Origin of the sequence: Corynebacterium tuberculostearicum, from assembly GCF_046097255.1 — a bacterium.
GTDB classification, from domain to species: Bacteria; Actinomycetota; Actinomycetes; order Mycobacteriales; family Mycobacteriaceae; genus Corynebacterium; species Corynebacterium tuberculostearicum_J.
In genome coordinates this window covers 1,546,971-1,570,084 of record NZ_CP175770.1, presented here as the reverse complement: position 1 = coordinate 1,570,084, position 23,114 = coordinate 1,546,971, and the positions used below count along the sequence as shown (strand labels likewise).

Genomic DNA, 23,114 nt, shown 5'->3' with positions numbered 1-23,114 from the left:
GATTTAAAAGGAAACCCCGCCACGAAAGCGGGGTAAACCTGCATCTCAGTGAGATTTAGAGTGCGGACTGAACGACGTCCATCTTGTTGATGTTCTTGGTTGGGTCGTTCTTCTCCCAGTTGCAAGCGCAGACCTCTTCGGACTGCAGGGCGTCGAGCACGCGCAGAACCTCGTCTACGTTGCGGCCGACAGCATCCGGGGTAACGGAGACGAACTGGATAACACCATCCGGGTCGATGATGAAGGTAGCGCGGTCAGCAACGCCATCAGCGTTTTCTACACCCAGTGCACGGATAAGGTCGTGGCGCACGTCAGAGAACATCGGGAAAGGAACTTTCTTCAGCTCTGGGTGGGTTGCGCGCCAGTTGAAGTGAGCGAACTCGTTATCGGTGGAGCCACCGAGGATCTGGGTATCGCGGTCCTGGAACTCCTCGTCCAGCTTGCCGAAGGCAGCGATCTCGGTCGGGCAGACGAAAGTGAAGTCCTTCGGGTAGAAGAAGACGACCTTCCACTTGCCCTCGTACTTGTCCAGGGATACCTGCTCGAAGTAGTCCTCCGGCTGGTTAGCGTTAACGTCGTGTAGGTCGCCACCGGTCAGGGCGGTGAGGTTAAACTCTGGGAACTTCTCGCCGACGGTCAAAATAGGCATAGTCTTCAACTCCTTTAGCAAAGGCTTTTCCTCTAAGTGTCCTGCCGCTTGACGTACAAGCAGCAGGGCCGGACCGTGTCCGGCCCAACACGATCAGTTATACCATCTTTTCCGCTCGCGTCAATAGCAAATCCTATAGGTAAGTGTTAGAGTAATAGGCATGCATAATAAAGAGTATCGCCCTACACTTGCTCAGCTGCGTACCTTCGTCACCGTTGCGGAAAACAAGCACTTTGGTACCGCAGCCGCCAAACTCGAAATTTCCCAGCCCTCCCTCTCCCAGGGCCTCGTTGCTCTCGAGCAGGGCTTGGGCTTGCAGCTTATTGAGCGCTCGACCCGCAAGGTCATCGTCACCTCGGCTGGCGAGACCCTCCTCCCCTACGCCAAGGCAACGCTTGAAGCAGCCGATACCTTCCTCGCCCACGCTCGCGGCGCCAACGGCACCCTTGCCGGCCCACTGACGATCGGCGTTATCCCCACCATCGCCCCCTACATCCTCCCCGATCTGCTCTCCATGCTTGCCGAGGCCTACCCGGATCTCCAGCCGCGCTTCGTCGAGGAGCAAACCCAGCACCTCATTACTCGCCTGCGCAATGGCAACTTGGATCTTGCCATCATGGCCCTTCCGTCGGAGGCCACCGGCATGGTCGATAGCCCGCTGTACACGGAGAAATTCTCCATTGTCTGCCCGCCCGATCACCCCATCGCCGGCCGCGAGGATGTCGAGCTTGCGGAGCTCAAGGACTTGGATTTACTGCTGCTTGACGACGGCCACTGCTTGCGCGACCAAGTAGTCGACCTCTGCCGCCATGCCGATATCAACCCAGCCGAGGCCACCAATTCCGTCACCCGCGCCTCTTCCCTGACCACCATCATGCAGTTGGTCATGGGCGGCCTGGGCTGCACCCTCGTCCCCGAATCCGCCCTGGCCACCGAATGCCATGGCAAGGACGTCGCCATCGCCCACTTTGCCTCCGATGTCACCGCCGAGCGCGAGGTGGGCCTCGTGTTCCGTTCCTCCGCCGCCCGCGCCGAGGAATTCCGCGAATTCGGCACGCTCATCACCTCCGCCTATAACAAGGCGATTGAGCGCTCCCGGCAGTAGTCTCACCCGGCGGCCCCACACGGGGGCGTCGCCAAGCACGCCAAAGGCCACCGCCCCTAATTGGAGCGGTGGCCTTTAACTATGGTGCGCTAGACCTGTGGGAAGGTGTTGCGGCCCGCGCACTGGCGGAACATATGCGCCTGTGCCAAGAGAGTAACCGGATACGCCACGATGAGGCCGATGCCCAAAAGCAAGAAGCCGGCCACAATGATGAAAAAGTTCAAAATTGCCAGTAGCAACATTTGACCGTAGTTGTTCTTACCTGCCTGAAAGCCCTTCTTCACGGCATCCCCAACGCTATCGCCATCGGCCGCGAACCATTGCATCAGCGAGAAGAATGGTTGGATAAAGAAGCTAATCAGCGAAATCACGCCGATGATGCCCATGACGCTTAATACTGCCGCAACTGCTTCGTCCTCCGTCATATTCTCGGCGTCGTTAAGCAACCCATAGACAGTTCCACCTACTGCAGCGAATGCAATGAGGCTCGCCACTGCCCCGATGACGAGCATGATGACCAGCGGCTGCCACCAACGCACGTTCTTAAAAAGGTAACCCCAACCGGTGCGGACGTCATCGATCTGGAAAAGCGCTAGGCGCATAATTACCAGCGACAATACAAGGCTTAGGACAGTCGAAATGAGCTGAGAAACCCAAGAACCCGCGGTTGGATCACCAGTACCGGAGTAGCTCGCGGCATTGATGCCGCCTGCAACGGCTACAAAAACGATACTTAGAACAAAAAGCGCTAGGGCTCCTAGGATCCACAGCTTCCAGTTGCCAAAGACAGTCCGAAAAGCCCAAGAAACGGCATCTATGGCCGAAACCTTTCCGGTGTGCTGTGGCTGACCCGCGTGGTAGCCGGCGTAGCCTTGGGCGTTGCCCTCGTGGCTGCCACCATACGATGGAAGCTGGCCGTAGTCCGGCCGATCCTCGGGATGGTTGGTCGGCTCATAGCGAGGAAAATCGTCATTTCCACCCGAATACGGGTTCGTCATAGGCGGTGCTCCTCCTTCAGGAATACACATAGAAAAATGGATAAGTATTTTCACTTTAACAACTTTTTCCTCATTTCAGGTGGGCGGGTAAACTCGTTGCCTAGTCATGACTAAGAACGAATCCCCTTCTCGCGACGAGCTCTTCGCCGCACTCGAAAATGTCTCTTTGGCCGAGGCCCGCTCCTTCCGCCGCCGCCTCAAGAAGGCTCGCGCCCCTAAGGCGCTGCAAGAAATCGGCGCTGAAATCCATGCCGCGGCCGAGCGCGTCGCGCTTACCGACGCCGCCGTTCCCACCATTACCTACCCCGACGCCCTCCCCGTCACCGCCCGCAAGGACGATATCGCCGAGGCAATTCGGGACAACCAGGTCGTCATCATCGCTGGTGAGACCGGTTCTGGTAAGACCACCCAGATCCCGAAGATCTGCCTCGAGCTGGGCCGCGGCCGGCGCGGATTCATCGGCCATACCCAGCCGCGCCGTATTGCAGCGCGCACCGTGGCTGAACGCATTGCCGCGGAATTGAACCAGAAGATCGGCGAGTCTGTTGGCTACGCCATCCGCTTCGATGACCGCGTCTCTGAGACCACCGCCGTCAAGCTTATGACCGACGGCATCCTGCTCGCCGAGATGCAGCGCGACCGCTTCCTCAATAAGTACGACACCATCATTATCGATGAGGCCCACGAACGCTCGCTCAATATCGACTTCCTGTTGGGCTACTTGAAGCGCCTATTGCCCAAGCGCCCCGACCTCAAGGTGATCATCACCTCCGCAACCATCGACCCAGAAAGCTTCGCCGCCCACTTTGCCGACGCCGACGGCAACCCCGCCCCCATCATCGAAGTCTCCGGGCGCACCTACCCCGTAGAAATCCGCTACCGGCCGCTCGAGTTCGAGGCCGGCGGAAAAGTCGTGGACCAAGACCCGCTCGACGGCTTGACCGAGGCCATCGAAGAGCTCATGCGCGAAGGCGACGGTGATATCCTGTGCTTCTTCCCTGGCGAGCGCGATATCCGCGATGCCATGGAAGCCATCGAAGGCAAGAAGTGGAAAAACGTCGAGGTCACTCCCCTCTTTGGCCGCCTATCTAACCAAGAGCAGCACCGCGTGTTTAGCGAGCACCGCGGCCGCCGCATCGTCTTGGCCACCAATATCGCCGAAACCTCGCTTACCGTGCCCGGCATCCGCTATGTCGTCGATACCGGCACCGCCCGTATCTCGCGGTATTCCACGCGCACCAAGGTCCAGCGGTTGCCTATCGAGCCCATCTCGCAGGCCTCCGCCAACCAGCGCTCCGGCCGTTGCGGCCGCGTTGCAGACGGCATCGCCATCCGCCTCTACAGCGAACAGGATTTTGAAAGCCGCTCCGAGTTCACCGACCCGGAAATCCTGCGCACCAACCTCGCGAGTGTCATCCTGCAAATGGTTTCGCTCAAGCTCGGTGATATCGAACAATTCCCCTTCATCCAGCCACCCGAGCACAAGGCCATCCGCGATGGCCTCACCCTCCTCCACGAGCTTGGCGCCCTCCACGACAAGCAAGACAAGCCCTCGCTTACCACCATCGGCCGCGATCTTTCCCGCATCCCACTGGATCCGCGCATGGCGCGCATGCTCATTGAAGCCAATACCAACGGATGCCTCGATGATGTCATGGTCATCGTTGCCGCCATGACCATCCAGGATGTGCGCGAGCGCCCCCTGGACTTCCAGGCCCAGGCCGACCAAGCCCACGCTCGCTTCAAGGACAAGACCTCAGATTTCTTGTCCATGCTCAAGCTATGGGATTACATCAAGCAAACCCGCAACGAGCAATCCGGCAATAAGTTCCGCAAGCGCATGAAGCAGGAATTCCTCCACTACATGCGCATCCGCGAGTGGTTTGACTTGGTGCGCCAGCTCAAGGACGTCGCCAAGCAGCTGGGCTGGACCTACCAGGAAGGCACCGAGCGCCGCTCCGATGACATCCACATGTCACTCCTTTCGGGCCTGCTATCCAATATCGGCGCCCGCGACGGCAATTCCAAGGAGTTCCAGGGCGCGCGCAACACCCGCTTCCTGGTATTCCCCGGCTCTGCCCTGGCTAAAAAGCCGCCGGAATTCCTCATGGCTGCCGAGCTAGTGGAAACTTCCCGCCTCTGGGCGCGCGATGTCGCCGCCATCGATCCCGCCTGGGTGGAAAACCTCGGTGGGGACCTGCTCAAGCACAACTACTCCGAGCCCACCTGGTCTCGCAAGCGCGCCGCCGCCATCGCGCACCAAAAATCCACGCTCTACGGCGTGCCCATCGTGGCCGACCGCACCGTTCCCTACCACCGCGTCGATCCCGCCGCTGCCCGCGATATGTTCATCCGCAATGCCCTTATCGCCGGCGACTGGAACACCCACCACGCCTTTTTCAAGGCCAACGCCCAAGCGCTTGACGACGCCGCCGCATACGAAGAAAAGGCCCGCCGCCGCGGCCTCATTGTGGACGAAGACACGCTCTTCGATTTCTATGACCAGCGCATTCCGGCAAAGGTAACCACCGGCCGCCACTTTGACTCGTGGTGGAAAAAGGAGCGCCGCCGCACCCCGGATCTGCTGGATTTCGATCCCGCTAAGCTCATCGATGACTCCCATGATGTCACCGAGGAATCCTTCCCCGACCACTGGCGCAAGGGCTCTATCGATTACGAACTGACCTATAAGTTCGAGCCCGGCGATCCTCTCGACGGCGTTACCGTAATGGTTCCCATTCCTATGCTCGCCGGCTTGGATACCGAAGGCTTCGATTGGCTCGTTCCCGGTCTGCGCCTCGAGCTCGTCACCGAGCTCATCCGCAGCCTGCCCAAGGCCCTGCGCCGCACCGTCGTACCCGCGCCCGAATTTGCCGAGCGCGCCCTCGACCGCCTCATCCCTTATGAAGGCCCCATCACCCAGCAGCTTGCCGACGTCCTCCGCGAACTCGGCGGTCAAGGAATCAACGCCACCGACTTCCAGGCCAGCAAGCTACCCGCCCACCTGCGGATGAACTACGGGGCCATCGATAAGCGCGGCAAAATCGTCGACTCGGACCGCGACCTCGCGGCGCTCGTCCGACGGCAGGCCGGACACATCAAGTCCTCCGTATCCCGCGTCTCGCGCACCTCCGAGTCCACCGCCGTTAGCGAATGGACCGACGACACCCTCGGCACCATCGATGACACGGTTACGACCACCGTCGACGGCCACGAAGTCACCGCCTACCCTGCCCTGGTCGCTACCAAGGACGGCGTCGAACTCAAGGTTCATCCCACCAAGGCCGCCGCAGATGCCGCCATGGTAACGACCACCCTTACGCTCCTCATGCGTGAGATATCCGTCAACGCCTCCCAAATGGTCAAGGGCCTGCCATTGCAACAGCGCGTCGCCGTCGATTCCTATCCGCACGGCGGCGCCGACGGCCTTGTCAATGACGCCCGCATCGCCGCGATCCGCGACCTGATGCTCGAAGCCGGCGGGCCCGTCCGCACCCCCGCGGCGTTTCAGAAGCTTAAAGACACCGTCAAGCCCCAGGTCCCAGGCCGCGTACGCCAGGCAGTGGTAGCTATTGCCCCCGGACTCGCCGAATACTCCAACCTGCGAGCGGAACTTGCTCATTGGGACGGTCCAGCAATCGATGACATGCGCGCACAATTGGATTTCCTCCTTCCCCGAAACGCCATCACTGTCCATGGAATGTCCCATCTGCGCCATCTACCGCGATATATCCAAGCCATGCGCATTCGCCTAGAGGATATGAACCTTGACCCCGACCGCGATGCAGACCGTCAAGCCGAGGTAGATAACGCCAAGGCCTACCTATCCAACCGCCTGCGCAATCTACCGGCCGGCCGCGAAAAGACCCGCGAGGTCAAGGACGTGCGTTGGATGATAGAGGAACTTCGAGTTTCCCTTTTTGCTCAGCGCCTTGGCACAGCCCATGCCGTTTCACTCCGGCGCATCCAAAAGGCGGTGGACAAACTGCGCTAAAAGTCCTCGCGATCGCGCCTTCGCATCAGGCGAATCTCGGATTCAAAGTCATCTGCGCTTTCAAAGGATTTATATACAGAGGCGAAGCGCAGATAGGCCACCTCGTCAAGGTCCCGCAGTGGTTCTAGGATGGCCAAGCCAATCTCGTTCGCGTTGACCTGCGAGGAGCCATGACTGCGCACGGTCTCCTCCACTTCTTGCGCCAGCTTCTTCAAGGCATCGTCGCTCACATCTCGCCCCTGGCAGGCACGGCGCACACCGCGAATCAATTTATCTCTACTAAAGGGCTCGGCCAGACCGTTTCTCTTCACCACAAGCAACACGGCCTTCTCAACCGTGGTAAAGCGCCCCTTGCACGAAGCACACTCGCGCCGGCGCCGAATCGACGCTCCAGCATCGACCACACGCGAGTCAATGACGCGGGATTGCTCATTGTGACAAAAGGGGCAATACACAGTGGTCCTTTCACTGACGTTGATACGCCAGTAGTTTACTCATCTCCAATTCCGTGCGGCCACTGGGCTTCACCCCGCTGTAGCCCCTAGTGCGCTACTGCAGCTTCAACTTGCTGCACACCAGAAGCCGGGGGTTGAGGAGCACTATTTCCTTCAGCGCCCGCAAGTCCCCCTAGCAATGTGCCCACAAAGACCGCGACACCAAACACTGCACCCAATGCGTAGTTACCTGTGTTCGACTCACCCACACTGTTTCGTCCCCTATTCGATCTGTTCCCAGAGCCTCCGGCCGACGTACGGTTCGAACGATAGGTCGTGCGATCTTCCACACGTAGGGTTCGAACATACCGAGAGCTTTCGGTGCCGCGGGCCGCAGAACCGTAGCCGCGCTCCACATCCCACACGGACGCAGAAGGCACCACTACAGGTTCGGAAGCTTTGCGAGTTACCAGGTTATTGCGAGAATTGATCAGCAGAGACATAACTTTCCTTTCGACGACTGAACCCACCGTAGGCGCCTCATGCGACACGTCATGACACCCAGTCGCCATAATGTTCGATTTAGTTGGTACGTTCGATTTATAGCATCGCTTCGAATACTTGTCCACCCCAACACGCAAATCTCGAACATCTGTACTTTTCGTGCTACAAATGACGTGTGGCAACTTTTCAGCGCCGCCAGCTAACAGACCACCGATAAATCCAGCCGATCCCCTCCGAGGAGCCAGCAATGGGCCGCAAGCCAAAGAAGACCACCGAGAAGACCGACTACGCTTCCCTGTCTGACCGCCAGCGACGAATTCTTAACGTCATTAGTGACGCCGTCATGCTGCGTGGTTACCCACCAAGCATCCGCGAAATTGGTGACGCAGCAGGCTTGCAGTCCACCTCCTCTGTTGCCTACCAGCTAAAGCAATTGGAAGAAAAGGGCTTCTTGCGCCGTGACCCAAATAAGCCGCGAGCCGTAGATGTTCGACACCTAAATACCGACGATGGCGCCAAGAAGCCGGGCCGCAAACCGGCTAAGCCCGAACAGCAGGTTCCCGCAGAGGCAGGTGCGGTTTCCTACATTCCTGTGGTTGGCCGAATCGCAGCGGGTGCGCCCATTACCGCGGAAGAAAACGTAGACACTTACTTTCCGATGCCCGATGAGGTAGTCGGTGGCGGCGACCTTTATATGCTGCAAGTGGTCGGCGACTCGATGCAGGATGCCGGCATTCTTGACGGCGACTGGGTAATCATTCGCTCCCAGTCAGTTGCAGAAGAGGGCGAGTTCGTTGCAGCGCTGCTCGATGGTGCTGAAGCTACCGTTAAGGAATTCCACCGCGATTCCTCTGGCGTGTGGTTGCTCCCCCACAACGATGCCTACGCTCCCATCAACGGCGATGATGCGGAGATCATGGGCAAGGTTGTATCCGTATTCCGTAAGCTTTAGTCACCAGCCTGACACAGATTCTATAGCCCCGCGAGGTCCTCGATTGGCCCTTGCGGGGTCTATCTATGTACACCCTTCGTTGAAGCGGCCCGTTTCCTGCCACCCCCATTTGGCTCCATTTCAGACCCGGACACCAAAAGAGACGAAAATCCCACTTTCCCACTTTTCCCTCTGACCAGGTACTTCAGCGCACCGGATATAGAATGCAGCCGTGCAAATTTTTGCTTTAGTCCGTTTATTCCCGATTTTTGAGACAATGGACTAAGCAAAACAACATCGCCGGATTTTCACTTCCGCATAAAGTGGCAACTTTTACCCCCACTACATGACGCGATGTCTCTAGATTCAAGGAGGAATCATGTACGCAGAAGAGCGGCGTCGCCAAATTGCTTCCCTCACCGCCGTTGAAGGCCGCGTCAACGTCACTGAGCTCTCGGAACGCTTCGAAGTTACGGCCGAGACCATCCGCCGCGACCTTGCGGTGCTTGACCGTGAGGGCGTCGTCCATCGCGTGCATGGCGGCGCAGTAGCCTCCCAATCCTTCCAGACCGCGGAGCTTACCCTGGATACCCGCCAGCGGTCCGCCTCCGGCGCAAAAGCGGCTATCGCCCGCGCGGCCCTAGATTTTCTTCCCCAGGGCGGCGGCAGCATTTTCTTGGACGCAGGCACCACCATTAACGCGTTCGCAGAGCTCATTGGACAGCAATACCCACAGGCGCAGTTTAATATTGTCTCCAATAGCCTGCCTATTGCGCTGTCTCTTGCAGGCAATGGCGTGCCTGACGTCCAGCTACTTGGCGGTACGGTCCGCGCGATTACCCAAGCCGTCGTTGGCGATACGGCACTGCGCACCCTGGCTTTGATGCGTGCCGACGTCGCCTTTATCGGTACCAATGCCCTAACCCTGGACCATGGCTTGTCGACGGCCGATTCCCAAGAGGCAGCCATCAAATCCGCCTTTGTCACCAATGCCCACAAGGTTGTGGTCATGTGTGACTCCAGCAAGCTGGGCAATGACTATTTGGTAAGTTTCGCCTCCGCCGCCGATATCGACGTCGTCATTACTGACGCCGCTGCGCCCGATTCCTTCGTGGAAGCGTTGCGCGAGCGCGAGATTGAGGTCGTGCTCGCCAGCGAATAATCCCCTCCCCCGATCCTTCGCCTACTTTAGGCGAAGGACTCCATGCGCTCGACCACTGCGGTACGGGCAGCGTCAGGGCTTTCCGCATCCAGCGCCACCTCGGAAAGCTGCTGGCACTGTTCCAGGGTAACCTTTGCCAGCTGCGCGCCGACGCCTGCTACAGCCGTCGACGCTGCGGATAGCGAATTCACACCCAAGCCGGTAAGCACGCAGGCCAACATCGGGTCGGCTGCTGCCTCACCGCACACGCCTACCGCAACGTTATTGGCCTGGCCCACGATGCAGGTGTGCTGAATGAGCCGCAGCACAGCCGGCTGCCACGGGTCAGTCAGGTAGGCCAGCTGTGGGGACAAGCGGTCCGCAGCCATCGTGTACTGAGTCAGGTCATTGGTGCCGATGGACACGAAATCAAGGTGCGGCATAATCTTATCCGCCATAAGCGCTGCGGCCGGAACCTCGATCATGGCGCCGGCAGTCAGGCCTCGCTCGCGGCACAGCCCAGCAAACCACTGGGCCTCAGTCGAGGTGGCAACCATAGGAGCCATCACCCAAGTAGTGGCTTTGTCATCGCGAGCCCCAGCAGCCTGGGCAATCGCATCCAGCTGGCGGGTCAGCAAAGCCTCATTATCGCGTGCAATACGCAGACCACGAACGCCCAATGCCGGGTTTTCTTCGGAGCTCAGCGTGGCATAGGAAATGGGCTTATCGGAGCCAGCATCCAACGTACGCACGACAACCTTGGATTCAGGGAAGGCATTAAAGACCTTGCCGTAAATCTTTGCCTGCTCGTCAACGCTGGGCTCTTCACTGGCCGAGAGGAACGACAGCTCCGTGCGGTACAGACCAATGCCCTCTGCCTGAGAATCCGAAGCAATGCGAGCGGCGTTGCCATCAGCGACGTTGGCAAGCAGCTGCACACGGTGGCCATCTTTGGTTTCCGCCGGTCCACGCCACTGAGCAACGCGTGCCGCACGTTCGCGGTACTCGGCCACAGCCTTCGTGGAAGCCTCTTCGTCGGCCCCAAGGGTGACGGCGCCCACTGCGCCATCGACGAATACCAGCGTGCCGCTTTCAATATCGCTCAGCGCCGCGCCCACAGCAACGATGCACGGAATATCGAGCTGACGGGCGATGATGGCCGTATGGCTGGTAGGTCCACCAAGCTCGGTGACAAGGGCCTTGATGTGCTTGGTATCCAGCGTCGCGGTATCGGCCGGGGCCAAATCGTCCGCGAACAGCACGGCCTCGCCGTCTACGAGCGGCAGGCCCGGCTCGTCCTCGCCGCGCAGCTCTGCGATTACGCGGTCGCGCACGTCCTTCAAGTCAGTGGTGCGCTCTGCCATCACTCCGCCGGCGGCTTCGAACATGGTGACAAACTTATCGGTGGCGCCGACAGTAGCGAACTCCGCATTCCGGCCGGTGCGGATGTTTTTGCGCACGGCCTTATGCCAGCCTCGGTCCTTGACCATGCCGGCCGTTGCAGTCAGAACTTCCGCAGCCTGGCCTTCGGCGGCAGCAGCCCGCTGCTCCAAGCGGCCAGCGACAGTATCTACGGCCGCAAGGAAGCGGTCGTACTCAGAATCGCTCGCTTGCTCTGGGTCAATGCTTCCCTCGGTAGGCAGGGCCGGGCGAGGGCGGACCCACACGGCTTCGGCGTAGGCGACTCCGGCAACGACACCGGTTCCTTTGATTGTGGACTCAGACGCGTTTTCCATGAGCGTACTTCCTTCGAAGATAGCGGTTTATTAACTTCCAGAACACCACAAATCGGATAGAAAAGCAATGTATACCACAGAAATTCTGTTGACTTTCGGACACAATCGGACAAGAATCAACATTAAGGGCGGGCCATGCCCGCGAGGTCCTCTCCAACGGCGTTCGGCCCCAATATACAACCTGCGAAAGGGACGACTTGATTCTCACGCTGACCCCCAATCCCAGTATCGACGCCACCCTTGTGCTCAGCGAGCCATTGACCTCCGGTGATGTCCACCGTGCCAGCGAGGTCACACAGGTTGCTGGCGGCAAGGGTGTAAACGTCACCCATGCCGTGCACTTGGCCGGCGAGCAATCCTTGGCTCTTTTCCCGGCCCACGACTCCGATTCTTTCCTAAATCTCATCCACTCGGCCGGGCTGCCTTCCTCTGCAATCCCCATGGACGGCACGGTTCGCGTCAATACCACCATCACAGAGCCTGATGGCACTACCACCAAGGTCAACGGTCCAGGCCCTGCGCTTTCCGACGCCGATTCCCAAGCCATTACCTCCGAGCTCACCGCCCGCGCCCTTGCCTCCGACTGGGTGGTCCTAGCCGGCTCCCTGCCGCGTGGCGTTAACACCGATTGGTATTGCGACCTCATCTCCGCGGTCCGCGCGGCCGCACCACAGGCTCGCATTGCCGTCGATACGTCAGATGCTCCAATGCAGGCCATTGGGGAAAGCCTCAATTCTGCTGCGCCGGATCTCATTAAGCCGAACGGCCTAGAGCTCGGCCAGCTCACCGGAACCGACGGCCGCGAACTGGAAGACCAGGCCGCACGCGGCGAGTACTCGGGGGTTGTTCGAGCGGCCCGGGACGTCGTCAAGCAGGGCATCGCAGAAGTACTCGTCACCCTTGGCGGTGCCGGGGCGGTGCTGGTTACCGCGGATGGCGCTTGGGCTGCAACTCCCCCGCCAGCAACGGTGAAATCCACCGTAGGCGCCGGTGACGCCGCGCTCGCCGGATATCTCCTCGGCCGCACCGCCGGAAAGTCGCCGGCCGATAGTCTCGCGCAGTCGGTGGCCTACGGAACTGCGGCTGCATCCAAACAAGGCACCCAATTCCCTCGCCCAGAAGAACTCGATATCGCACATACCCCCGTAAACTCGCTAGCCTAAGGAGTGCCTAATCATGGCTTCCGACCTCATCACTACCGACCTAGTCGCGCTCGACGCCGACTTCGGCGACAGCGTTGACTCCGTCATCACTAACCTGGCCACGCTAGTCCATGACACCGGCCGAGCCACCGACATCGCCGGCTTGGCACAGCCCGCCATCGACCGCGAAGCCAAGGCCGGTACCGGCGTCCCCGGCGGCGTCGCCATTCCACACTGCCGCTCCGAGGCCGTGACCGAACCCACCCTCGCGTTCGCCCGCCTGAGCCGCGGCGTGGATTTCTCCGGCCCCGACGGCGACGCCCAGCTGGTCTTTCTCATCGCTGCTCCGGCCGGCGGCGGCAAAGCCCACTTGAAGATTTTGTCCAAGTTGGCCCGCGCTCTAGTACGCAAGGACTTCCTCGAGTCCCTGCGCAACGCCCCCACCAAGGAGGAAATCGTTCGGCTTGTGCTGGACGTTGTCAATGCCGAAAAGCCGAAGAAGAAGCCAGTCGAAGACCCAGCCGCCCAGGGCGCTGCTGCCGGCACTGCCGCAACCGGTGCCGGTGCCGCCGGCTCCTCCGCCGCCGCGCCCTCGGCCGCAACCCCTGCCAGCGCAGAGCCTTTGGCCGATGTCACCCGCATCGTGGCCATCACCGCCTGCCCCACCGGCATCGCCCACACCTACATGGCGGCCGACGCCCTCACCCAAACCGCGGCCGAGCGTGACGACGTATCTCTGACCGTTGAGACGCAGGGCTCGTCTAATAATGAGTCTGTCTCCCAATCCACAATCGACGCGGCCGATGCAGTCATCTTCGCCACGGACGTCGGCGTGCGCGACCGCGAACGCTTCGCCGGCAAGCCGGTAATCGAATCCGGCGTCAAACGCGCCATCAATGAGCCCGGCACCATGCTCGACGAGGCCATCGCTGCTGCTCGCAACCCGCACGCCCACAAGGTCTCTGGCACCGCTACCCGCGCCGACGCGGAAGAAGAAGGTCAGTCGCTCGGTTGGGGCAAGCGCATCCAACAGGCCATTATGACCGGCGTGTCCTATATGGTCCCGTTCGTTGCGGCCGGCGGCCTGCTGCTCGCCCTCGGCTTCCTTTTCGGTGGTGCCGATATGGCAAATGGGTGGCAGGCACTATCGACGGACTATTCGTTGGGCAATCTCCCCGGCCATGACGTGACTGTTGACGGCGAACTCATGCACTTCGAGCGCTCCGGGTTCTTGCTCTATCTCGGCGCTGTTCTCTTCGCCGTCGGCCAAGCGGCTATGGGCTTTATTGTAGCCGCGCTGTCGGGCTATATCGCCTACGCGCTCGCCGGCCGTCCGGGCATCGCCCCGGGCTTCGCGGGCGGCGCGATCGCGGTCACCTTGGGCGCTGGCTTCATCGGTGGTCTGGTTACCGGTCTGCTGGCAGGCTTCATCGCGATGTGGATTGGCAACTGGAAGGTACCGCGCTGGCTAGGCTCCCTCATGCCGGTTGTTATTATCCCGCTGCTTACCTCGCTAATCGTCGGCCTCGCAATGTACCTGCTGCTGGGAGCACCGTTGGCAGCCATCATGGAGGGCCTCCAAAATTGGCTGTCGTCCATGTCCGGCTCCTCGGCTGTATTGCTGGGAATCATTCTCGGCCTGATGATGTGCTTCGACTTGGGCGGCCCAGTCAATAAGGCGGCCTACCTCTTCGCGACGGCCGGGCTGTCCACCGGCGACGAATCCTCCATGCAGATCATGGCCGCCGTCATGGCGTCCGGCATGGTCGCACCAATTGCGCTGTCGCTGGCTACGTTTATCCGCAAGTCGCTGTTTACCCCGGCCGAGCAGGAGAACGGCAAGTCCGCCTGGCTGCTGGGTCTGTCCTTCGTCTCGGAGGGCGCCATCCCGTTTGCAGCGGCCGATCCGTTCCGCGTCATTCCTTCGATGATGGCCGGCGGCGCGGTGACGGGCGCGATTTCGATGGCCTTGTCGGTCGGCTCCCGTGCCCCGCACGGCGGCGTGTTCGTCTTCTTCGCCATCGACCCGTTCTGGGGCTACCTCGTGGCCATTGCGGCCGGCGTGGTTGTCTCGACTGCGGCGGTGCTGGCGATGAAGCAGTTCTGGCCTAACAAGGCCGCCGAAGAAGCCGCCCAGAACGTGGCAGCATAAACCAAACACTCGTACACTGGATTCTAAAAATCCCCGTAAGAAAGGATATTTTCCATGGCTTCCAAGACTGTAAAGGTTGGCTCCTCTGTAGGCCTGCACGCACGTCCTGCATCTATTATCGCGGACGCTGCCGGCGAGTTCGATGAGGATATCTTCCTCAACCTGGTCGGCGACGATGATGAGGACGAGACCGATGCTGCCTCTTCCCTGATGATCATGGCTCTTGGCGCAGAACAGGGCGATGAAGTTACCGTTACCTCCGAAAACGAAGAAGCAGTGGAAAAGATTGCTGCTCTCATCGAGAAGGACCTGGACGCTTCCTAAGTCCTAAAACGGCTCCACTTTAGGCTCCCCACCCTTGCGGTGGGGAGCTTTTCGCTTGCCGACGCCACCTATCCCCACGGTGGCACCCACGTCACCTGCCCGCGCACCCGGGCTAGCCGGCCACGGCGCGGCGGGGCGTTGGGGTCATCGTCATTGACGCCATTGTGATAGGGACAGCAGGTCGCGAGGTTCGCAGCGTTGGTCTCGCCGCCATGCTTCCAGGCTTTGAGGTGGTGAATCTGACACTTGTCGGCGGGATAATTGCAGCTCTCCCACGGGCATACCGGGTTGACCGCAGCCGCCATGAGCCGCTGCTTGTCGTTGGCCACGCGCGAGGTCCGGTAGAGGTTGACCGGCCCCTCGTGGGGATGGACGAGCGTGACATAGCCGTGATCGCTCAGTGTCCGCGCGACAAGCTCCGCTCCGGTGATTCGAGCGCCATTGGTGAGTTGGAGGGTGATTTCCTCGCCGCCGCCGTCGACTATTCGGTCGAGTTCATCAAGGGTGAGAACCACCTGCGTCGTCACCGTCGCCCGCGTCGCATCCGCCTTGCCAAAGAAGAGGTCTTTGGCAGATTCCAGGGGCTTATTGGCGTCTAAGGCAGCGTGCATATCCGCCACATCGGCCGAATCCCCGGTAATGGTCAGTGACCATGGGCCGCCGGAGCGGCGAGTAATTCGTACTCCCTTTTCGGGCGTACGGCGCGGTCGCAGTTCGCGTACCAAGGCGCGGGCACGCTTTTCCAGGGCGGTGGCGCTGCCGCGAAAGGCACACAGTTCGGTGCGTAGGGTCCAGGCATCGCGCTGCGTCGGCAAGCGCAAGGCATACTTTTCAATCAGCAGTAGCACGTCGAGGGAATGCCTAGTCTGCCGCGCCGCTCGCTGTTTGGCAGCAAAGCCGCACCGGCCGAAATAGGTATCGCATAGACGCAGCAGGTCGCGCGCGGCGATGTCGGAGGCGCCCCGCGCGATGAGCTCGCGATCGCTCAGCCCTTGAACGGCGGCGACAATGTCCATGCCGGCGTTCACTGCGTTTAAGTATGCGTCCAATGCGGTCATGCCGCTAAGTAAAATAGCCCCCGCACGCCTACGCGAGGCGCATATCGGCTCGCTGTGGATAACCCGCGTTGGCCCGTCAACAAAACTGCCCGCCGCGGGCGCGCGACGGGCAGTCATCCACAGGTTGAAAATTAGTACTTGGCGCCGTGTCCCTCGCCGACGGAATCGTAGAGCTTTTTCATAATCGGAAAGGCCACGATGATGCCAACCGAGCCCCACGCAATGCCCTCGAGGGAGACCCCGCCCACGGTGAGGGTCAGGTTGCCGATGCCCGCGATAAGCGCCACTGCGGCCGCAGTCAGGTTGACCGGGTTATTGAAATTAACCTTATTATCCATCCAGATGCGCACACCCAGCATGCCGATGAGTCCATACAGCACGATGCAGGCACCGCCCAGGACGCCGGTCGGGATGGTGAAAATCAGCGCACCAAACTTCGGCACGAAGGCCAAAAGGATGGCGGTAAAGGCTGCTACCCAGTAGGCGGCGGTGGAATATACACGGGTTGCGGCCATCACGCCGATATTTTCGGCGTAGGTCGTGGTACCGGAGCCGCCAAAGCCGCCGGCAAGGGTGGACGCGAGGCCATCGGCAATCAGAGCGTCACCGGCCAGGTCATCGAGATCGCGCTTTGTCATCTCGGATACGGCCTTGACGTGGCCGACGTTTTCCGCGATGAGAACTACCAGTACAGGAAGTGCCACGGCAATGGCGGAGACGTTGAAGGAAGGCGCGTGGAATTCCGGCAGGCCCACCCACGGGGCGGCATCGATGGCCGCGACGGCGTCATCGCCGAGGTTGCCGGTCAGCGCAGCGAAAACCCAGCCGACGACCACGCCGAGCAGGATGGACAGGCGCGAGACCATACCGCGGCCGGCGACGGTGGCCAGCAAGATAACGAGCAGTGTCACCGCGGCCACGAGCGGCTGGGAGGCGAAGTTCTCGGCCGCATTCGGCGCCAGGTTCAGGCCGATGAGGGCCACGATTGCACCAGTGACGGCCGGCGGCATGACGGCGTCTAGGACGCGGCGGCCGGCGATTTTGACTGCCACACCCACCGCGGCCAAGACGAGGCCGGTGACCAAAATAGAGCCTGCTTGCGCGGCGATGCCGTACTGCTGCGCCGCCGAAAGAGGTGCAATGAATGCGAACGAGGAGCCGAGGTAGGACGGCAGCCGGTTGCGCGTGATAAGCAGGAACAAAATTGTGCCGAGGCCGGAAAAGAGCAGCGTCGTATTGACGGGGAATCCGGTCAAGGTGGGAACCAAAAGCGTAGCGCCGAACATGGCCACCACATGCTGCATTCCGATGCCGATGGTTCGGCCCCAGCTGAGTCGTTCTTCCGGCGCCACGACCGCGCCCGGTGCAATCCTTTTACCGTCTCCGTGGACGGTCCAACCTTTTAAGCTCACGAGCCTTAATTATGGATCACCCGGGGTGGTTTTAGGAAACTTCCTCCACGATGAATTCGGCGAGTTCGCGGGCGGTGGGTGCGGGAAGGCGGACGTCGACAAGCGTGCCATCGGCCGTGTACTCCTCGTGGCGCACCGTGCCCTCGGCGTGTACGCGAGCCACCACATCGCCGCGGGTAAAGGGAACCTGCAGCTTGACGTGGCTATCGCGGGAGTTGAGGAAGAGCTCTACGCGCGCGGTAAGCTCGTCGATTCCCTCGCCCGTGCGCGCGGATACGTAGACTACGTCCTCGTGGTCGAGTACGTGACGCAGCTCGGCGAGCACCAGCGGGTCGGCCTGGTCGATCTTATTGATCACGATGATCTCGGGCGGGGCCTGCTCGCCGGTTTCGGACACAATGTCATAGATGACTTGGTTGACCGCCTCAATCTGCTTGAGCGGGAATGGGTCAGAGCCATCGACCACGTGCAGCATAATATCGGCGGCCAGGACCTCTTCCAGTGTGGATTTGAAGGCCTCGACCAGCTGCGTGGGCAGGTGGCGGACAAACCCGACGGTGTCGGTGAAGACGACCTGGCGGCCGTCGGCAAGCGTGGCACGGCGAGTGGTGGGGTCCAACGTGGCAAAGAGTGCGTCCTCCACCAGCACGCCGGCGCCGGTCATGGCGTTAATGAGCGAGGACTTTCCAGCATTGGTGTAGCCGGCAATGGCTATCTGCGCGATGGTTGAGCGCTGGCGCTTGGAACGCTTGACCTCACGGGCGGTCTTCATAGCGCGCAGCTCTTTGCGCAGCCGGGCCATCTCCGTGCGAATGCGGCGGCGGTCCGTCTCAATCTTGGTCTCACCGGGACCACGCAGTCCGACGCCGCCGTTGGAGCCGGCGCGGCCGCCCGCCTGGCGCGAAAGATTGCCGCCCCAACCACGGGTATGGGTGTAGAGGTATTCCAGCTGCGCCAAGGAGACCTGTGCCTTGCCCTCTTTGGACTTGGCGTGCTGGGCAAAGATGTCAAGGATGAGCATCGTGCGGTCAATGACCTTGGTGTTAAGCGCGCGCTCGAGAGCGGTGAGCTGGCCAGGGTTGAGCTCGCCATCGCACACCACGGTATCGGCGCCGGTGGCCTCGACGATGTCGCGCAATTCCTTGACCTTGCCGGAGCCAATGAAGGTGCCGGAATCCGGCTTATCGCGCTTTTGGTAGATCATCTCTACTACTTCGGCGCCGGCGGTCTCGGTCAGCGCTGCAAGCTCGTCCATGGTGGCTTCGACTTCGGCCACGGTCCCTTCGGTCCACACGCCAACCAGAATGACGCGCTCGAGGCGCAGCTTTCGGTACTCCACCTCATAGCCATCGGTGGTGTCCTCAGCGCGGATGGTGGTCTCACGGGTAACGCGGCGGAAGGCGTTACGCTCTGCCAGGTCAAGGTCACCGGTGGTGGGCGTCGCCTCTGGTGCGGCCGGGGCGTCGTTATCGCGGAACGCGCGGGCGAGGAGATCGTCGTTATTGTGCTGGGAAAATTCGGTCATACTACCTCTCATTTTGGCACGTTACGGCCGAAAGCGGGAATTGCGGATTCTTAGCTGGCTGCACAAGGCGATACAATGGCGGGCATGAACGTTAAGGACACTGGGGTGAAGCAGAATACCGAGATGCAGGCCATTGGCCTCAATTTCGAACGCTGGCAGGACGCCGTCGAGGCCGCCATCGCTAGCGATCGCTTGGCCGTTACCGGTGAGGTACGCGGTGGTCAGCTGATTCAGTTCACCGATCCATCGGGCGCGCAGCTCAATATCCTCGCGGTGGAGCCTTTTGCTACTTTCATCGGCTTCAATGCGGTTACGCAGGGGTTCGCCCACGTAGAGATGGTCAACGATGTTCTCGCCCTGCTGGAAATCATCGATCCTTTCGGCACCACCATCGCCCAGGCCACCGCGAACCTGGCGCAGGGGCCTTTGCTTGCCGACGAACCCTTGCAGCAATGGCAGCAAATCTCCCTCACCGCCATGGGCCTTGATGTCCGCACCTACGAGTCGGCAGATGCCTACGAGGCGGCCGAGGGCGAATTCCCGGCGCTCTTCGAGTCCGCAGGAGCAAAGGTTATTTCCTCCGGCTCTGGCGCGGAGGTTCCTACCCCGGCCGCTACTTTTGCGGCCCGCGTCATGGAATCCGAGTGGCGTACCAATGAGCTAACCGGCGAGAAATTCGCCCACCTCGTCATGGATGGCCTCTTCCCCTTCGATCTCTGCCTGCCTGCAGGGGGCGACGAGCTACCGGCCAAGGACTCTATCGTGGCCGGCACCGCCCTGCTGACGGCTTCTATTGAAATGCCCAGCGGTGGCTGCGGCGACGGCGCTGGCTGCGGTTGTGGCTCTGGTGGCTGCGGCTGCGGCGGCCATTAAGAACTGACGCAAAGGTCTGGTGGAATAGCTGTGTGGATGCCTTTCCCGGAAAATGCGAGAAACCGGCGGGTGCTGGTCCTCGCGCTGATCCTGGTGGGATCAGTGGCGGTTGTGGCAACCCTAAAACTTCCCGGGGTTTTCATCGCGGCACTACTTATCGCGGCGGCGCTGCTTATGCTCCACACCCGGCCGGACGCCTCGGAGCAGGCGGCGCTGCGCAGCTCTATTCGGCTCTCGGCCGAAGATATTGAGGACGTCTTGGCGGAGTACGAAGACTTCCGGTCCTCCGAGGCGGCCGAGAAGATCGCGGACCGCACGCTCTACCGGCCGGCGCTTTTAGATCTGGATTGCTCCGACCCCACCATCGAAGCCTTCCACTATGAGATTTCGGGCGCGCGACGGTTCCTGCGCCGATTGAACCTGCGCGTCAACGCAGAAGAGGTCAGCACCAACGAGCTGGAATCCTTGCTCAAGGTGACAGATGAACGAGCCCGCGAGCTCAAGGAAACCTGGCTATCGGCCCGCCGCGCCGCCTTTGCGCTCGGGCCGAAGTATGAAAAGAACGAAGTAAAAAATCGCGCCCTGCGCCGCCAAGCCCTCGAAGAGCAAGCGTTCGAGGAAGAGGAAGGCGAAGGGCGCAGCGCCTAAGCACTCACCGCGCACCGCGCGCGTCGGGCCCGACGCGGTCTAAAGGGAGGTCTCGCCGGTGGCGACGATGGCGGACGGGCCGGTCAGGCGCGAGCCACCCTCGTAGATGTCCACCGTCACTTCCCCGCCGGGGACGTGTACGTGCACGGTGCCGTGAGGGGTGGTGGTGTGGTCAACGGCGGCGTCGGCAAGCGCGGCGGTCGCGGCCGCCACGGTGCCGGTGCCGCAAGAGCGGGTCTCTCCTACCCCGCGCTCAAAGACGCGCATGTGCACGTGGCCATCGCGCAGCGGGGTCACGACCTCAACATTCACGCCGGCTGGGAAGAAGGCTTCATCGATGACTGGCTGCTCGAAAGTCTTGGCCGCAAGTCCCTCGGCGTCCAGCCCCGGCACTACGGCCGCGAGGTGGGGGTTGCCCATGTCGACGCCTAGACCGGCGTAGCTCTCCCCGGCCATAGACGCGGTGGATACACCCGTTACTTCGGCCGGTCCCATCTCTACGGTGACCTCGGCCGCTTGCTCATCACACGAGTGCACCGTCACGCGCTTGGCGCCGGCGCGGGTACCGATGGTGAACTCGTCTTCTTCGACGAGGCCGCGCGACCGGAGCCAGTGGGCGAAAACGCGGGTGCCGTTGCCGCACATTTCGGCCACGGAACCGTCGGCGTTGCGGTAATCCATAAACCAGTCAGTGGGCGCGATGCCCTCGGGCAGCGACTCGATTTCCCCGGCCGCGAGCAAGGCCTCGGCGCGCACGACGCGCAGCAATCCGTCGCCGCCGATACCGGCGCGGCGATCGCACAGCGCCGCTACGCGCTCGGGGGCAAGCGGCGTGGCGGCCGCGTGGTCTTCGACGATGACAAAGTCGTTCTCAGTTCCATGACCCTTGGCAAATTTCATGCTCCCTACCCTAGCGCGCGCAGCGCCTGGGCGGTCGTATCGCCCGCGGCATCCAACCACGTGATGCGCTTGTCGCGATTGAACCACGAGCGTTGGCGGCGCACGTAGCGCCGTGTCCCGGTAATCGTGCGCTCAACGGCCTCATCCCAGGTGAGTTCGCCGCGCTGGGCCTGGAATACCTGCGCATAGCCTATGGCACGCCCGGCCGTGGAATCGGCCACCAAGCCCTGGGCTTGGAGGCGCTCGACTTCCTCGATGAGCCCACGCTCAAACATCTGGCGGGTGCGCAGCTCGATGCGCGGATTAAGCCAATCTGCGTTGGTGCGCAGGCCGAGCAAACGGGTACCCCACCGCGGCGGGGCGTCCTTCGGCGGTTGGCTGGCCTTATAAGGTTTACCGGTCAGTTCGATGACCTCCAGGGCGCGCACAGTGCGCCGTGGGTCCTTATCTTCAATGATGGCGGCCGCGGCCGGGTCCACCTGCGCCAGCTCCTCGTGCAGGGCGTCGGTGCCGATTTCTACGCGCCGGGCCTCATACTTGGCGCGGACGGCGGGGTCGGTGGGTGGGAACTGCCAGTCGTCGACAAGCGCTTGGGCATAAAGCATGGAGCCGCCGACCAAGATTGGTGTCTTGCCGCGGGCCATGATGCCTTCCACGTCCGCGATGGCATCGCGCTGGTAGCGCGCCACAGAAGCGGTTTTGGTAACATCCCACACGTCAAGCTGGTGGTGCGGGATTCCTTCGCGCTCGGCCGGGGTGAGCTTGGCGGTGCCAATGTCCATACCGCGGTAGAGCTGCATGGAATCGACGTTGACCACCTCGCCGTCCAGCTCCTGCGCCAGCGCCAACCCCAGCGCAGATTTGCCGGAGGCGGTGGGTCCAAACACTGCAATCGGGCGCATTAGACCTCCCATCCTGCAACGTAGCGGCCAACCCCCAGGGTGGCGTCGGTAGCCAGCAACTGCTTCTTCTTAGGGTCTAGGCCCGCCAATTCCTCCCAAAGGGCGGGCTCTACTACGCCGCGCTGGGAAAGCCACTCGCCTGCCTTGCTTGCCGACGCCCCCATGAGCAACTCCTCGCACCACTCGTGCGCTTCCTGGGCACCGGGAACGAGCGCCATGGGGGCTCGCTCGGTCAGTCCCGCGCTGCCATCTGCCACGACGATGGTGAGCGTCGCTGGATCCGGCTGGCCGATGCGCTCCCGGCTAGCGCGGGCATTTAGCTGCGGCACGCTGTGCAGCACGTACCGGGCCATAATCTCGGGTAGATAATTGCCGCCGCCTAGGTTCGTGGCCGCACCCCACGCCTTTAAGCTGCCGGTGTGGGCGGTGTACCAGCGCTTGTCCTGGCTGCCGACGATATCTGCCTGCGTTATGCCGGCGGCCGCAGCCTCCACCGCGAGGGTGCGGGCAGCGGCAAGCAGTGCGCGAGAAGCGGCGTCATTGGCGGAAAGCTCCACGGCCAGCGCGGGTGAGGCTGGCATTACCATGAGATTGAACATTATTCCTCCATACTATCTACCCAAGTGGAGGTAATTAAATAGAATCTGGGCACGCGCGGGATATTCGCGGTAATGTATCCAGTGATT

The 23,114-nt window shown here is 61.3% G+C and carries 19 protein-coding genes; 9 read left to right on the top strand and 10 right to left on the bottom strand.

Annotation, left to right across the window (positions count from 1 at the left end; genetic code table 11):
• Window positions 1-55: 55 nt before the first annotated feature.
• Window positions 56-649 carry a peroxiredoxin gene (locus tag ACKFRY_RS07470; RefSeq protein WP_408922585.1) on the bottom strand — a complete coding sequence of 198 codons (594 nt, stop codon included), beginning with the start codon at window positions 647-649 and terminating at the stop codon, window positions 56-58.
• A gap of 160 nt (window positions 650-809) precedes the next feature.
• Between ACKFRY_RS07470 and ACKFRY_RS07465 the strand changes: the two genes are divergently transcribed.
• Window positions 810-1,754, top strand: coding sequence for a LysR substrate-binding domain-containing protein (locus tag ACKFRY_RS07465; RefSeq protein WP_408922584.1), 945 nt, complete (start codon window positions 810-812; stop codon window positions 1,752-1,754).
• Window positions 1,755-1,843: 89 nt separating this feature from the next.
• Here the strand turns inward: ACKFRY_RS07465 and ACKFRY_RS07460 are convergent, their stop codons facing one another.
• A complete protein-coding gene (locus ACKFRY_RS07460) occupies window positions 1,844-2,752 on the bottom strand; it encodes a hypothetical protein (protein ID WP_408922583.1) in 909 nt (302 codons plus the stop codon).
• A gap of 106 nt (window positions 2,753-2,858) precedes the next feature.
• On the opposite strand from ACKFRY_RS07460, the gene hrpA reads away from it, so the two are divergent.
• Window positions 2,859-6,746, top strand: a complete 3,888-nt coding sequence (hrpA, locus tag ACKFRY_RS07455; protein WP_408922582.1) for an ATP-dependent RNA helicase HrpA — start codon at window positions 2,859-2,861, stop codon at window positions 6,744-6,746.
• Here hrpA and nrdR read toward each other — a convergent pair.
• Window positions 6,743-7,201 (bottom strand): transcriptional regulator NrdR, encoded by a 459-nt coding sequence (gene nrdR, locus ACKFRY_RS07450; protein ID WP_005328590.1) that lies wholly within the window; start codon window positions 7,199-7,201, stop codon window positions 6,743-6,745. The genes hrpA and nrdR overlap by 4 nt on opposite strands.
• Window positions 7,202-7,931: 730 nt before the next feature.
• Here nrdR and lexA point away from each other — a divergent pair.
• Window positions 7,932-8,636 (top strand): transcriptional repressor LexA, encoded by a 705-nt coding sequence (lexA, locus tag ACKFRY_RS07445; protein ID WP_005328592.1) that lies wholly within the window; start codon window positions 7,932-7,934, stop codon window positions 8,634-8,636.
• 358 nt (window positions 8,637-8,994) lie between these two features.
• Window positions 8,995-9,777 (top strand): DeoR/GlpR family DNA-binding transcription regulator, encoded by a 783-nt coding sequence (locus ACKFRY_RS07440; RefSeq protein ID WP_239194046.1) that lies wholly within the window; start codon window positions 8,995-8,997, stop codon window positions 9,775-9,777.
• A 26-nt stretch (window positions 9,778-9,803) separates the two neighbouring features.
• Here the strand turns inward: ACKFRY_RS07440 and ptsP are convergent, their stop codons facing one another.
• The gene (ptsP, locus tag ACKFRY_RS07435) at window positions 9,804-11,492 is read right to left on the bottom strand and encodes a phosphoenolpyruvate--protein phosphotransferase (protein WP_408922581.1); all 1,689 of its coding nucleotides are present in this window, start codon (window positions 11,490-11,492) and stop codon (window positions 9,804-9,806) included.
• A gap of 197 nt (window positions 11,493-11,689) precedes the next feature.
• On the opposite strand from ptsP, the gene ACKFRY_RS07430 reads away from it, so the two are divergent.
• From ACKFRY_RS07430 to ACKFRY_RS07420, 3 genes are read left to right on the top strand one after another with little or no spacing between them, the layout of a single operon-like run.
• Window positions 11,690-12,655: a 1-phosphofructokinase family hexose kinase gene (locus tag ACKFRY_RS07430; RefSeq protein ID WP_408922580.1), complete on the top strand. Its 966-nt coding sequence runs from the start codon at window positions 11,690-11,692 to the stop codon at window positions 12,653-12,655.
• A 13-nt stretch (window positions 12,656-12,668) separates the two neighbouring features.
• Window positions 12,669-14,786: a fructose-specific PTS transporter subunit EIIC gene (locus tag ACKFRY_RS07425; protein ID WP_250408389.1), complete on the top strand. Its 2,118-nt coding sequence runs from the start codon at window positions 12,669-12,671 to the stop codon at window positions 14,784-14,786.
• Between the two features lie 54 nt (window positions 14,787-14,840).
• On the top strand, window positions 14,841-15,110 hold the full coding sequence (locus ACKFRY_RS07420) for an HPr family phosphocarrier protein (protein ID WP_005325102.1): 270 nt from the start codon (window positions 14,841-14,843) through the stop codon (window positions 15,108-15,110).
• 68 nt (window positions 15,111-15,178) lie between these two features.
• Here the strand turns inward: ACKFRY_RS07420 and ACKFRY_RS07415 are convergent, their stop codons facing one another.
• The 3 genes from ACKFRY_RS07415 to hflX all read right to left on the bottom strand — a co-directional run bounded on the left by ACKFRY_RS07415 (window position 15,179) and on the right by hflX (window position 19,105).
• Window positions 15,179-16,168: an HNH endonuclease signature motif containing protein gene (locus tag ACKFRY_RS07415; RefSeq protein ID WP_150851073.1), complete on the bottom strand. Its 990-nt coding sequence runs from the start codon at window positions 16,166-16,168 to the stop codon at window positions 15,179-15,181.
• Between the two features lie 131 nt (window positions 16,169-16,299).
• On the bottom strand, window positions 16,300-17,580 hold the full coding sequence (locus tag ACKFRY_RS07410; RefSeq protein ID WP_408922579.1) for a uracil-xanthine permease family protein: 1,281 nt from the start codon (window positions 17,578-17,580) through the stop codon (window positions 16,300-16,302).
• Window positions 17,581-17,611: 31 nt separating this feature from the next.
• Window positions 17,612-19,105, bottom strand: a complete 1,494-nt coding sequence (gene hflX, locus ACKFRY_RS07405; RefSeq protein ID WP_005325105.1) for a GTPase HflX — start codon at window positions 19,103-19,105, stop codon at window positions 17,612-17,614.
• Window positions 19,106-19,180: 75 nt separating this feature from the next.
• Between hflX and ACKFRY_RS07400 the strand changes: the two genes are divergently transcribed.
• Both ACKFRY_RS07400 and ACKFRY_RS07395 read left to right on the top strand, forming a co-directional pair.
• The gene (locus ACKFRY_RS07400; protein WP_408922122.1) at window positions 19,181-19,978 is read left to right on the top strand and encodes a hypothetical protein; all 798 of its coding nucleotides are present in this window, start codon (window positions 19,181-19,183) and stop codon (window positions 19,976-19,978) included.
• Between the two features lie 36 nt (window positions 19,979-20,014).
• Window positions 20,015-20,626: a hypothetical protein gene (locus ACKFRY_RS07395; RefSeq protein ID WP_251067651.1), complete on the top strand. Its 612-nt coding sequence runs from the start codon at window positions 20,015-20,017 to the stop codon at window positions 20,624-20,626.
• A gap of 39 nt (window positions 20,627-20,665) precedes the next feature.
• On the opposite strand, the gene dapF is transcribed toward ACKFRY_RS07395, so the two are convergent.
• The 3 genes from dapF to ACKFRY_RS07380 are packed head-to-tail and all read right to left on the bottom strand — an operon-like array spanning window position 20,666 to window position 23,027.
• On the bottom strand, window positions 20,666-21,526 hold the full coding sequence (dapF, locus tag ACKFRY_RS07390; protein WP_408922578.1) for a diaminopimelate epimerase: 861 nt from the start codon (window positions 21,524-21,526) through the stop codon (window positions 20,666-20,668).
• 5 nt (window positions 21,527-21,531) lie between these two features.
• Window positions 21,532-22,440: a tRNA (adenosine(37)-N6)-dimethylallyltransferase MiaA gene (gene miaA, locus ACKFRY_RS07385; protein ID WP_408922577.1), complete on the bottom strand. Its 909-nt coding sequence runs from the start codon at window positions 22,438-22,440 to the stop codon at window positions 21,532-21,534.
• The gene (locus ACKFRY_RS07380; RefSeq protein WP_408922576.1) at window positions 22,428-23,027 is read right to left on the bottom strand and encodes a hypothetical protein; all 600 of its coding nucleotides are present in this window, start codon (window positions 23,025-23,027) and stop codon (window positions 22,428-22,430) included. Before ACKFRY_RS07380 ends, miaA begins: the two co-directional genes overlap by 13 nt.
• Window positions 23,028-23,114 lie beyond the last annotated feature (87 nt).

Bases quoted from the DNA above. Each gene is read 5' to 3' on its own strand.
- ACKFRY_RS07470 (WP_408922585.1), bottom strand. From the start codon at position 649: ATGCCTATTTTGACCGTCGGCGAGAAGTTCCCAGAGTTTAACCTCACC.
- ACKFRY_RS07465 (WP_408922584.1), top strand. From the start codon at position 810: ATGCATAATAAAGAGTATCGCCCTACACTTGCTCAGCTGCGTACCTTC.
- ACKFRY_RS07460 (WP_408922583.1), bottom strand. From the start codon at position 2,752: ATGACGAACCCGTATTCGGGTGGAAATGACGATTTTCCTCGCTATGAG.
- hrpA (WP_408922582.1), top strand. From the start codon at position 2,859: ATGACTAAGAACGAATCCCCTTCTCGCGACGAGCTCTTCGCCGCACTC.
- lexA (WP_005328592.1), top strand. From the start codon at position 7,932: ATGGGCCGCAAGCCAAAGAAGACCACCGAGAAGACCGACTACGCTTCC.
- ACKFRY_RS07440 (WP_239194046.1), top strand. From the start codon at position 8,995: ATGTACGCAGAAGAGCGGCGTCGCCAAATTGCTTCCCTCACCGCCGTT.
- ptsP (WP_408922581.1), bottom strand. From the start codon at position 11,492: ATGGAAAACGCGTCTGAGTCCACAATCAAAGGAACCGGTGTCGTTGCC.
- ACKFRY_RS07425 (WP_250408389.1), top strand. From the start codon at position 12,669: ATGGCTTCCGACCTCATCACTACCGACCTAGTCGCGCTCGACGCCGAC.
- ACKFRY_RS07420 (WP_005325102.1), top strand. From the start codon at position 14,841: ATGGCTTCCAAGACTGTAAAGGTTGGCTCCTCTGTAGGCCTGCACGCA.
- ACKFRY_RS07415 (WP_150851073.1), bottom strand. From the start codon at position 16,168: ATGACCGCATTGGACGCATACTTAAACGCAGTGAACGCCGGCATGGAC.
- hflX (WP_005325105.1), bottom strand. From the start codon at position 19,105: ATGACCGAATTTTCCCAGCACAATAACGACGATCTCCTCGCCCGCGCG.
- ACKFRY_RS07400 (WP_408922122.1), top strand. From the start codon at position 19,181: ATGGCGGGCATGAACGTTAAGGACACTGGGGTGAAGCAGAATACCGAG.
- ACKFRY_RS07395 (WP_251067651.1), top strand. From the start codon at position 20,015: ATGCCTTTCCCGGAAAATGCGAGAAACCGGCGGGTGCTGGTCCTCGCG.
- dapF (WP_408922578.1), bottom strand. From the start codon at position 21,526: ATGAAATTTGCCAAGGGTCATGGAACTGAGAACGACTTTGTCATCGTC.
- miaA (WP_408922577.1), bottom strand. From the start codon at position 22,440: ATGGGAGGTCTAATGCGCCCGATTGCAGTGTTTGGACCCACCGCCTCC.
- ACKFRY_RS07380 (WP_408922576.1), bottom strand. From the start codon at position 23,027: ATGTTCAATCTCATGGTAATGCCAGCCTCACCCGCGCTGGCCGTGGAG.